Raw genomic sequence first — 11,395 nt, 5'->3', positions numbered from 1 at the left:
TGTTTCAGAAAGCTTCTTTGAATCGATATATTTCATCCGCAGATTATGCATGAATATTTAAAATTCTTCGGTACAAATAATCAGCAAGAGACTGTTCGTTTTTTGATTTATGAAAGAGGCTTAATATAGGTTGTTCTTTTCCAGCCCCCGAATTTCCAGAAAACTTAAGCTCAAATTGATCATTAGAAGTAAGTACTAAAACTTCAATATCTCTATTTGGTGATGATAATACCTCAACAATACCTTGGTCATTGGTGTATTTATCTGGGGAACTCCCCTTACCTTTTGGTCTTGACTGAATGGGGAAATTAACCATTGCTTTCCCATTACTATCCAATACTTTAAATAATGTACTAACTATTCCTTTACTAGGACTTACATTGCTTGTTCTTTGATATTCTTCAATTGTTTTAGGTAAGTTAATTATAATAGGATTCTTTTCTGATGAGCTTATTGAAGAATTAATTAATTTAAATGATGTGTAATCCTTCTGATTAGGAGGTTTTGCCAATATCTCTATCATTCTATCCGGCGATGCTTGAAATATAAAAAGACCATTAACATCTGTTTTTTTTAAATTTTCTTTCGATGATCCTAGGTATTTAGATTTTACATTTAAATTAATTACATACTTTCCAGAACTATCAAAGAATTTTGCTATTATTGTATTTAATTCAGCCATTTAAAAATCCTCACTTGTATATACATTATTATCATCAAACTCAAGTAAAGCCTCTTCTAATAATTCATCTTTATTATCACCATCTAATCGTTTTTGTTTCAGCGAAACATATGAAGAATCGAAACCTAACGCAATAAAATCATCCGCTTTTGGTGTATAAAATCGTAAAGAACTTATTTTATTTTCATTATCTAATAAATCTTTTTTAGCTTTTAATAAGACATTCTGCTTTTCATTTAAAATAATAATTTCTTTTTCTATTGTGGAATTTTCATTCCAAGTGTAATCAACCTGATTACTATAAATTGCTTCTAGCTTTGGCAAACTTACTTTAGGTGTTATTGCAGTTCCGCCTCCCACAAAACTATGCTGCCCGGCCTTACTCTCAAACTTGCCGCCTGTTGTTGTAAATATTCCACTGCCATTAATTTTCAGTTGCGAGCCCCCTGCAGTCAGCACAATTTCTTTAGGACTGGTAATTTCAATTTTATCTTCCGTTGAAATGAGCTTAATCACCTTTCGTGCAATTGCTTCAATAGCATCATCTTGGGCTTGTAATTCAACTTTCCCTTTTGCGGCATACGCACTCAGGCCCTTTTGAGCCGCAAACAAACTGATTTTATCTTGCGCATGATGCACAATATTTTTTTGAGCACTGAAATTAATCGAACCTTGTGCACTTTCTGCAATATCCTGTGAGGCTTGTAAAACAATATCTTCCGGTGTAGTGAGTGCAATACCATTAGGTGATGCAAGCAACATCAACGCTTGGCGGAATAATTTGCCTTGTTCTTGTTTTGCCGCTGTATTGGATTTTTCTAAACCTTGCGCATAGCCTTCTATAAAGCCTTGTACTTTTTCTAATGCTTTTATGGGTGTCATCGCTGGTGGCAAACCAAAACCACCATTATTCAATAAATCATCAGGGTTAAATTTGATGTCTTCGATCAATTTACCCACATCTTTTAATGCTTTTAATGGATCCTCTTTTAGGTTGCTTTTCAGACTTGCGACTCTCCCCTGAATCACATCTTTACCATTTTCTTCAATATGATCTATGACAGACTTTAAGTTATCAAAGGCATCTTCGGCATCATTAAAGAATGCTTTAAATTCTTTTACTGTACTTTTGACATCATGTGCGATTGAGCCCATTTCTTTGACAAAACTTTTGCAGTTTTTTAACGCTGCCAATGGGTCTCGACTTAGCTCCTCCTTGAACAAATTTAAAGTCGCTTTAACAGCTTCGGCAGTACTTTTGATTTCTAAAGAGTTTATTAACTTCGGCAAACGATTAATCACATTTAATGCATCGGTCTGCTGCTTTACGGCTACGCCGCTCAGCATATTCATGCTCTGATGCCCTTGATTTAAAAGAGACTGAGCTTCAGCAGCAGCAAGATGATCGGCAACGGCTTTATCCTGCGCATAGGTACTAATGAGTAAACCTTTACCTGCACGCATTGCTCCCCAAGCATCCGTTCGCAGCTCAAAACCCTCACCACGGCCATGGCTACTGTCTTGTTCTTTAGGATGGCTGAGATTACCTAAATTCAGCTGTGTCGCTGCATGACTACTTTGTAATTGGGTACTGATCTGCCCCGTCGTGTCATCAAAGCGCAGTTGGTTAAAGCCTGCTCCCGCAACTTCTTGTGAGCGGATACCACTGAGTTTTTTGGTTTCAGGAAGCTGACCTTTGAGGTCAAACATGGTCTGAGATCGCTCAGCCTCATGTATTCGTCCTACTACAAAGGGACGATCCACATCACCCTCAAAAAAGTCGATGACCACGATCTCACCAATACGAGGATGGAAACGTGCCCCATAACCTTCACCCGCCCATGGAGTCAGTACATCGACCCAAGCCGAGTCACTGTCATTATTATTACTCCCTGCTCCACCATCATGACTGTGGTCATCGCTGCGGGTGAACGTAAACCGAACTTTGATACGCCCCCAAGCATCGACATAAATACTTTCACCTTCTGGACCGACCACTTTAGCCCGCTGTGGAAACGCAGGTGGCCGGTGTAATAAAGGATCATATTCAGGCACCACAGAAATTTGCCGACGGACCACATATAGGTCATTGGCCTGCCGTTCATCCCCTAAAGATAGCCAACGGCTCGCCGCAAGTAACTTTTCTAATTGAACCAAAATATCTTTGGGTAAATTGTTCTGGTTATAAAATACTTTGCCCAATATGAGAAATTCACGATCTGTCGTTTGATGTTGATCGATTTCAGGATGATTTTCTAATTCAAACCAATACCCAACTTGCGCATCCCTTACGCTACTGCTGGCGGTAAAATATTTGGCTTGTAATTCCTGATATTGATTGAGTTGCCGATTCAACTGATCCAATTGCTGTGTATTTGAAGTGGTCGCCTGATCTGCACCTTTAAGGTCAGTTGTCCAAGCCGAACTTACGGTCCACGCCTGCTCTAAACTTAAGGTTTCATTGTGCTGTTGCTCACTCTGTGCATGGGCGCTTAAGAGCGGATTACTTTGGTCTTGTGCCAAATGTTGAGCTTGCCAACGCTGCGTTTGAATCGTGGTCGATTGTAAAAAGCGTTCTGCCACAAAACTGGTAATCGTGTCCAAACGTTCCGTGGCATGACTCCGATGAAAGCGAATTTTTTTCCTCTCTAAAGCACTATAAGCCTGATTCGTATCAATTAAACGCAGCCGCTGTGCTTGCATCGGTGCAGCCGAAAATGCGACAAATAACTCCGCTTCATCAATTAACCAATTGATCCCTTCACTACGCCACAGTCGAGTCAGAAATTCGTAGTCACTCTCATTGGCTTGCATAGTAAATGGACGCACATCATAAGTACGTGCCAACCCCTCTAAGTTCAAGCTTAAACTAGCAGCAAACAGCGCACTTTTTTTCTGCCATTCACTAAAAATAATCTCGGTCATCTCCCGTACCGATTTGTTCATAAAGACACGGCTATTACGACGCTTATGCCAGAGTGCTGTGGCATCCTCAATCACCAGCTTATAAACGGTCAATGCACCATCACTTTGACCTTGGCTTGCACCTGTAATCACACCAGTCAGGCGACTGAGTTGTCCCAAATCTGTCACTTGATCGACAGCCACTCGGCCGCCTATAAACTGCTTTAAAGCCAAATGAGCATTGGTCGAGAGACAAATAATTTCCGCACGAAAGCCTTGATTGATACGGTGTTGACCTTCAATCCGTTGAATAAAAACTTCGGTGTTTAATGGTTCATTTGAGAAATGAATGTGTAGCGCACGTTTCTGTACGCTAAAGCCAAAGTTTTCCACCATGGCGTGAATATTTTTAAGCATTGTTATTATGTATTTAATTTTTTTAATGACGGCATTTTAGGAAATGTTTATTTTTTCGTCTACCCTATTTTGCAAATAATTTGTTGAATTCTTCTTTTTGGCTTTCACATCACTTTAGGATTCAAGTGAATAGGAACATCAATACTGGATCATTTTTGCTGAGCTAACTTTTCGCAGCCGCTGAGATGCTGCTACACTCAAAATGCAATCTATAAAAAATTTTAAGCTCCATGATCACAATTGAATCCAAACTGCCTGCCCAAGGTGTGACTATTTTTAGCGTTATGAGTGCAATGGCGCAGCGTCTAAATGCACTGAACTTATCTCAAGGTTTTCCTGATTTTCCTGCACCTCCAGCACTGTTAAATGCGCTAAGTGATGCGACGCAACAGGGTTTTAACCAATATGCACCCGGCGATGGACTGATGCATTTACGTGAGCAATTGGTCCAACTGTTTGCCCATCGAGACCAATTAAATATTGACCCTCACACCGAAGTGACCATTACCCCGGGTGCAACCATTGGTATTTTTAGTGCCATTCAAGCTGTGGTTCATGCGGGTGACGAAGTGATTATTTTCGACCCGAGCTATGACAGTTATGCGCCCAGTGTAAAATTGGTTGGGGCTCATCCCATTCACATTGCCTTAGAGACGCCCCATTTTACTGTGGATTGGAATCGTGTTGCCGCTGCGATTAACGATAAAACCCGGATGATTATTGTCAATACACCGCACAATCCAACAGGTGCTATTTGGGATCGTGAGGACTGGCTCAACTTGATCGAACTGATTCGAGATAAAAATATTATTGTGCTGTCGGATGAGGTTTATGAGCATTTAATTTTTGATGGTCGTCAGCATCTATCTGCTTTGTCATTTCCTGAGCTGCGTGAACGCAGTTTTGTCGTGGGCTCATTTGGTAAAACCTTTCACGTCACAGGTTGGAAAACCGGTTATTGCATTGCAGCGCCAGCCTTGATGCAAGTGTTTCGCCAAATCTATCAATTTGCAAATTTCTGCGGTGTTACGCCCGTACAAATGGCATTGGCTAACTTTATGGCAGAACATCCTGAGCACATTGCTGAATTGGCCGATTTTTACCAAGCCAAGCGTGACCGTTTCAATGCCGGCTTAAGCCACTCTAGATTTGAGTTGATTCCATCGGCAGGTACCTATTTCCAAAACCTTGATTACAGTGCCATACGCCCAGATTTAAGCGATGTGGAGATGTGTCAGTTGTTGGCAGAGCAACATAAAATCGTGGCGATTCCTGTCTCGGTATTCTATCAAAAACCGCCGGAAAATTTACGATTATTACGTTTCTGTTTTGCCAAACAAGATGCCACCTTAGATCGAGCTGCAGAGATTCTCTCCGCGGTTTAAAGCCGTATCTGCCCAAACGTTTTTTTTAAAACAGACATGTAGAAATAATGAAGCCTTGGTTACTCAAAAACTAAGGCTTTTTTGAATGCCAACATGATAGTGTTATCAGTAACTTAAAATCATAAAAAGCCGCGTCTAGGACCTGAGCATGTCAAAACAACAGTCCCTCGTTACTCAGCAAAATTTATGGAAAACGTTTTTAGTTTTTCTGGTGCCTTTGATCGCCACCAATATTTTGCAGAATTTATCTGGGACCATTAACACCGTTTTTGTCGGTCAGATGCTTGGGGTGCATGCCATTGCAGCGGTTGCGGTATTTTTCCCGATCTTGTTCTGTTTAATGGCTTTTGTGATTGGACTCTCGGCAGGCGCAACCGTGTTGGTAGGTCAAGCTTGGGGCGCACAAAACCTTGAAAAAGTTCGTACCGTGGTGGGTTCCACCCTTTTTATGACCTTGATTGGTGGTAGCATTATTGCCTTTTTAGGGGTGATATTTGCCAAGCCCATTTTATTGGCCTTAGGCACAGCCCCAGACGTGATGCATTTATCTTTGCCTTATGTGCAATGGATGCTTGCCGGTAGCCCACTGCTCTTTATTTATATTATTTATACCTCGATTTTGCGTGGGGTCGGTGACAGTACAACACCGCTGATTGCATCGGGTATGACCATTGGTTCAGGGCTGATCATTACACCCGTGCTGATTGCAGGAAAATTTGGATTTCCAAGTTTAGGTATTATTGCCCCTGCCATTGCCAGTCATATCGGCTTTTTAATTGCCTTGGTATTTTTATATTTCTACTTAAAAAAGAAAGATCATCCGCTCAAACTCGACTTCGAGTTGATTCGTCATATTCGCCATCAACATGATCTCAGCAAAATTATCTTAAAACTAGGCATTCCTACAGGTATTCAGATGGTCACGACCTCTGTGGCCGGTCTCGTGATTGTCGGTTTAGTTAACCGCCACGGTGCTGATGCTACTGCTGCATATGGCGCGGTCAATCAGGTTTTGAACTATATCCAATTCCCAGCCTTGTCCATCGCGATTGCGGCTTCCATTTTTGCAGCACAAGCCATTGGTTCAGGTCATTCTGAATTAATTAATCGCGTGAAACGTACGGCCATCGGGATGAATTTCATTATTACTGGCATTTTGGTGGCATTGGGCTATTTGTTCTCTAAATATTTAATGGCGCTATTTATTACAGATCCTGAAGTTGTGGTTCTCGGTCAAGAATTGCTGTTCATTGTGCTTTGGTCGATTTTATTTTTTGGTGCCAGTGCGATTTTTGCTTCCATTATGCGGGCTAGCGGAACGGTGACCGTGCCGATGATTATTAATATTATGGCGATTATTTGCATTGAAGTGCCGTGTGCCTACCTATTTAGTGAATGGTGGGGCTTAAAAGGCATTTGGTATGCCTATGCTTTGGCTTTTGTCAGCTTATGTATTTTACAAGGGCTGTATTACCAACTGGTATGGAGACGAAAAGCCATCAAAGTATTGCTATAAAGTTTGCTAATAGCGTTCAATGCCAATACACGCTTTAAGTTTACATATGGAAAATCTTGTACTGGTCCATGCATAAAGTTTGCCGTTAAACTGCTGTTTATTTTTCAACATTTGGTTTTATATCCTGTTGATTTATCTACACCTAGAACCAATTAAAATTAAAAATTGCATATTTTCAAACAATTACGGTTTGGCATAGATTTTGTTCTTATCCCTTTTATCTTTTAAGAATAATTGGGATGAGAAATTTTTTATGTCTAAACGTCAAATAAAGCTTGGGGCTTTTATTCCAACCACCTCACAGCATGTCGCGGGTTGGCGCCACCCAGAATCTCGCCCACAAGATCATCTCAATATTGATTATGCAATTGAACTGGCAAAAACCGCAGAACGTGGTCTATTCGATGCCTACTTTCTTGCCGATGGTCTGTCTGTCCGTTGGAGTTCTGCTGTCGAAGGTGAAAAAGGTTTAGGCGATAAAGGCGTCGGCTTTGAACCCGTCACATTGTTTGCAGCCTTGTCTGCTGTGACGCAAAATATTGGCTTTATTGCCACAGCATCTACGACTTATGAAGACCCTTATATTTTGGCGCGTAAATTTGCTTCTTTAGATCATATTTCTAAAGGTCGTGCTGCATGGAATGTGGTAACGACAGCTTCTGCCGATGCCGCAAAAAACTTTAACATTCAGCAGCACCCTGAACCCAAAGAACGTTACGAACGTGCCAATGAATTTATTGAGGTGACTCAAAAACTTTGGGACTCATGGGAGGATGATACATTCCATTACAACAAAGAAACTGGGCAATTTTTTGATGCTCGCAAACAACATCAGCCCAATCATCAAGGTCAATATTATCAAGTACTGGGTGCTCTCAACGTCTCTCGCCCACCGCAAGGCTATCCGGTGATTGTTCAAGCTGGGCAATCTGAAGATGGTCGTGAACTAGCCGGTAAATATGCCGAAGTGATTTTTACAGCACAGCAGAACTTAGCAGATGCGCAAGCCTTTTATCGTGATGTAAAAAACCGCTTAGTGAAATATGGCCGCCATGCAGATGATCTCAAAATTATGCCGGGGGTTTCGATTTTTGTTGCCAAGACAGAGCAAGAAGCCCAAGAAAAATATGACTTTTTAAATAGTTTAATTCACCCAGAAGTGGGTTTAAGTTTATTGTCTGCTTTGGCAGGTGGCATTAATCTGGCCAAATTTGATCTAGATGCCCCTTTCCCGAAAATAGAAGATGCAGACATTAATTTCTCCAGTCGTCAGCAAATGATGATTGATATTGCCCGTAAGCACAATTTTAGTATTCGTCAGCTCTATCAATATATCGCTTCAGCCCGTGGACATTGGACCTTGATTGGCACGCCTGAACAAGTCGTAGATCAACTGCAAGAATGGTTTGAGAATGACGCTGCCGATGGTTTTAATGTCCTACCGCCAACAACACCTGCGGGGTTAAATGACTTTGTCGATCTCATCGTTCCTGAACTGCAACGTCGCGGTCTATTCCGAACGGCTTATGAAGGCAAGACCTTACGAGAAAACTTAGGTTTAAAACGACCTGAAAACCAATATGTTTTAGAAAAAAGACATACCTCCCAAGCCTCATAAACCAACGTTTAATAAAACTGAAAAACAAATGCCCCAACTGGGGCATTTTTATGGACTGGTATTAATCCAACTTAAGCGATGATCATACTGACCTATATTTGATAAGCCTAAAAAAAGCCCTGAATTCAGGGCTTTTACATTGTCTAGGTGATGGTCAATTCAGACTTACCATGCAAATTTATAATCGGCAAATCGGTGAGATAAAGGTTCAAGCAACTGATCTTTTACTGGATCACTAAAGTCAGTCAAAATGTCATTTTTAATATTGGTCAGACGGACATCTTCGCGTTTACGCGGATGGGCTAAATGAATATCTACAATACGTTTAATTCGTCCCGGATGTGGCTGCATGACCACCACCCGATCACCCAAAAAGACAGCCTCTTCGACATCATGGGTGACAATGATCATGGTGATTTTTTCACTTTGCCATATTCGCTGTAATTCATCCTGTAAATTTTGCCGCGTCAATGCATCGAGTGCGCCAAAGGGTTCATCGAGCAGTAAAATCTGTGGTCGATTCACCAAACTACGGGCAATCGCCACACGTTGATTCATCCCACCAGACAACTGCGAAGGATAAGCATCTTTAAATTGGGTTAATTTGACCAACTCTAAATGTTCATCAATCAATACATCTTCTTCTGCACGGCTAAACTGGCTTTTATGCAATGCAATCCGTACATTTTCCCGTACCGTCAACCATGGAAACAGGCGATGATCTTGAAACACGATACCACGTTCCAAACTCGTGCCCTGTATAGGCTGACCATCAACCAAAATCTGGCCCTGAAACTGACGCTCTAGACCAACCAACAACCGTAATAATGTGGATTTTCCGCAGCCACTACTTCCCACAATACTAATGAACTCACCCGGCTGAATATTCAGGTTAATGTCCTTAAGGACGGTTAAGTCTTCTTGCTTTTGTGTGGGATAATGTTTCGTTAGCTGCTGAATAGAAACCGAACCAGCTTGTTCTACGCTCATATCATTATTCTCTATTTGTGCTGACAAACTTTGCTGGACTAAACCTTAGAGTTTAGCCAGTGACACTTCCGTCGATTTAATTAACACCACCACCTCTGAACCTACTTTTAAGTCTAAATCCTTCACCGAACGTGTCGTGATCACGGACGTAAAAAAGCCTGCTTTGGTTTCCACATCAATTTCTGAAACCACAGGACCCTCTACGATTTCATTAATCACGCCTTTGAATTGGTTTCGCACATTTACTGAAGTAATCGCCATTTTAATTATGCCTTTTGTTATTTAGAGAGCTTTACTATAAAACAGTTCAATCACTTGCTATATCTTGATTTATCCTTTAGTTATCCCGATTTTATTTATCTTAAAATCAGATAAATAATCCACGCATGAATTTATCGGTGAAACTGATATTTAAATATCGAATTATTATTTATCTTTTATTTTTAAATCTTTCATCATGATCTGCATTTTCAACAACTATAAGAAACGATATGTCTATTTTGACCCACCCTGCAGTGCCCTCTGCACTGAAACATAAACGGGCAACAGCAACGGTCTTTGCAGATCCGTTATCGCAAGCGTTGTTGTCTCGAATTGAACAAATTGCACCAAGTGAGGCCAATGCACTCATCATTGGTGATACAGGCACAGGTAAAGAATTGGTTGCACGCCAAATCCACCAATTAAGCCATCGTGCCAAAGGTCCATTTATCGCAGTGAACTGTGGTGCCTTTACCGAATCATTAGTCGAAAGCGAATTATTTGGACATGAAAAAGGAGCCTTTACAGGGGCAATTAATAGCCGTGTCGGTTGGTTTGAAGCAGCCCATAATGGCACCTTATTTTTAGATGAAATTGGTGATCTGTCCTTACCAATGCAAGTCAAATTACTCCGTGTTTTACAAGAAAGAGAGATCGTTCGAGTCGGCTCCCTCAAATCCATCCCGATTAATGTTCGGATCATTGCCGCAACCAATGTCGATTTGGAGCATGCCGTACAGGACGGGCGTTTCAGGGAAGATTTATTCTACCGCTTACATGTGGCGTTGCTACGCATTCCACGTCTCTCAGAGCGTCGTGGTGACATTTTGCCTTTGGTTAAACACTTCATTCAGGTCTATCAAACCAACCCACATGACACACCATTACGCCTCAGCCCATTGGCGCTCAAGAAACTCCATTTACATAGCTGGCCGGGAAATATTCGCGAATTAGAAAATACCATTCAACATGCGATTTTAGTCAGTGAAAAAGGTGTGATTGAACCAGAAGATATTAGTTTTTCGAGTATTCAAAGTGCATCGTCGTTTTCGCGTGCAGAACCTTTTAACTTACAAAATGCCACCTCTGCTGTAGCCAACATCAAAGATATTCAAGATGCTGGACAGTTACTTGAGCAGACCTTTTTACAAATTTTTCAAGCCGCAAATCAACTTAAGCATGACAATATTAATGAGCTGATTGAAGAAAAATTTATCCGAAGTGCGTATCAGCACTGTCAATACAATCAAGTGCATACGGCTCGTTTGCTTGGAGTGACAAGGAACGTGATTCGCACTCGCCTAATTAAATATGGCTTATTATAAATAAGTCATATTTTTATTTACTCCACATTAAAATAATAATCCCAAAAACTGATACATAAATATTCATCTACATTATTCTTTATTCATTGCATTATTTTAAGTATAAAAAATCAGTAATAAAAAACCTCGGTATATCCCGAGGTTTTTATTTATTTTTCCATTTTGTCTAGATTAAGCCTCTTTCATAAATCAAAAAACGAACAGTCTCTTGCTGATTATTTGTACCGAAGAATTTTAAATATTCATGCATAATCTGCGGATGAAATATATCGATTCAAAGAAGCTTTCTGAAACACA

7 protein-coding genes and 1 pseudogene are annotated in these 11,395 nt (G+C 40.7%); 4 read left to right on the top strand and 4 right to left on the bottom strand.

All coding sequences use genetic code 11. The features are described from left to right. Nucleotides 1-121 precede the first annotated feature (121 nt). Nucleotides 122-682, bottom strand: a pseudogene (locus FTU02_RS15855) (hypothetical protein); the annotation flags it as partial. Further along, nucleotides 683-4,003, bottom strand: coding sequence for a type VI secretion system Vgr family protein (locus FTU02_RS15850; protein WP_180157961.1), 3,321 nt, complete (start codon nt 4,001-4,003; stop codon nt 683-685). Nucleotides 4,004-4,233: 230 nt separating this feature from the next. Between FTU02_RS15850 and FTU02_RS15845 the strand changes: the two genes are divergently transcribed. From FTU02_RS15845 to FTU02_RS15835, 3 genes are all read left to right on the top strand, one after another. Further along, nucleotides 4,234-5,388 carry a methionine aminotransferase gene (locus tag FTU02_RS15845; protein ID WP_180157959.1) on the top strand — a complete coding sequence of 385 codons (1,155 nt, stop codon included), beginning with the start codon at nt 4,234-4,236 and terminating at the stop codon, nt 5,386-5,388. 148 nt (nt 5,389-5,536) lie between these two features. Continuing rightward, nucleotides 5,537-6,904, top strand: a complete 1,368-nt coding sequence (locus tag FTU02_RS15840; protein WP_180003516.1) for an MATE family efflux transporter — start codon at nt 5,537-5,539, stop codon at nt 6,902-6,904. 253 nt (nt 6,905-7,157) lie between these two features. Beyond that, nucleotides 7,158-8,522, top strand: coding sequence for an LLM class flavin-dependent oxidoreductase (locus FTU02_RS15835; RefSeq protein WP_180157957.1), 1,365 nt, complete (start codon nt 7,158-7,160; stop codon nt 8,520-8,522). A 165-nt stretch (nt 8,523-8,687) separates the two neighbouring features. Here FTU02_RS15835 and FTU02_RS15830 read toward each other — a convergent pair whose 3' ends face one another. Further along, the gene (locus FTU02_RS15830) at nt 8,688-9,512 is read right to left on the bottom strand and encodes an ABC transporter ATP-binding protein (protein ID WP_078194037.1); all 825 of its coding nucleotides are present in this window, start codon (nt 9,510-9,512) and stop codon (nt 8,688-8,690) included. A gap of 45 nt (nt 9,513-9,557) precedes the next feature. Then, nucleotides 9,558-9,773 carry a molybdopterin-binding protein gene (locus FTU02_RS15825; protein ID WP_067765474.1) on the bottom strand — a complete coding sequence of 72 codons (216 nt, stop codon included), beginning with the start codon at nt 9,771-9,773 and terminating at the stop codon, nt 9,558-9,560. Between the two features lie 230 nt (nt 9,774-10,003). On the opposite strand from FTU02_RS15825, the gene FTU02_RS15820 reads away from it, so the two are divergent. Then, nucleotides 10,004-11,098, top strand: a complete 1,095-nt coding sequence (locus FTU02_RS15820) for a sigma-54-dependent Fis family transcriptional regulator (RefSeq protein WP_078194038.1) — start codon at nt 10,004-10,006, stop codon at nt 11,096-11,098. The last annotated feature ends 297 nt before the right edge of the window (nt 11,099-11,395 follow it).

Origin of the sequence: Acinetobacter sp. YH12045, assembly GCF_013419925.1 — a bacterium.
GTDB lineage: Bacteria > Pseudomonadota > Gammaproteobacteria > Pseudomonadales > Moraxellaceae > Acinetobacter > Acinetobacter amyesii.
This window is presented reverse-complemented; position numbering and strand designations above follow the sequence as displayed.

What these genes read in the sequence shown, in the direction of transcription:
- FTU02_RS15835 (WP_180157957.1), top strand. Translation starts at nt 7,158, where the DNA reads ATGTCTAAACGTCAAATAAAGCTTGGGGCTTTTATTCCAACCACCTCA.
- FTU02_RS15840 (WP_180003516.1), top strand. Translation starts at nt 5,537, where the DNA reads ATGTCAAAACAACAGTCCCTCGTTACTCAGCAAAATTTATGGAAAACG.
- FTU02_RS15845 (WP_180157959.1), top strand. Translation starts at nt 4,234, where the DNA reads ATGATCACAATTGAATCCAAACTGCCTGCCCAAGGTGTGACTATTTTT.
- FTU02_RS15850 (WP_180157961.1), bottom strand. Translation starts at nt 4,003, where the DNA reads ATGCTTAAAAATATTCACGCCATGGTGGAAAACTTTGGCTTTAGCGTA.
- FTU02_RS15825 (WP_067765474.1), bottom strand. Translation starts at nt 9,773, where the DNA reads ATGGCGATTACTTCAGTAAATGTGCGAAACCAATTCAAAGGCGTGATT.
- FTU02_RS15830 (WP_078194037.1), bottom strand. Translation starts at nt 9,512, where the DNA reads ATGAGCGTAGAACAAGCTGGTTCGGTTTCTATTCAGCAGCTAACGAAA.
- FTU02_RS15820 (WP_078194038.1), top strand. Translation starts at nt 10,004, where the DNA reads ATGTCTATTTTGACCCACCCTGCAGTGCCCTCTGCACTGAAACATAAA.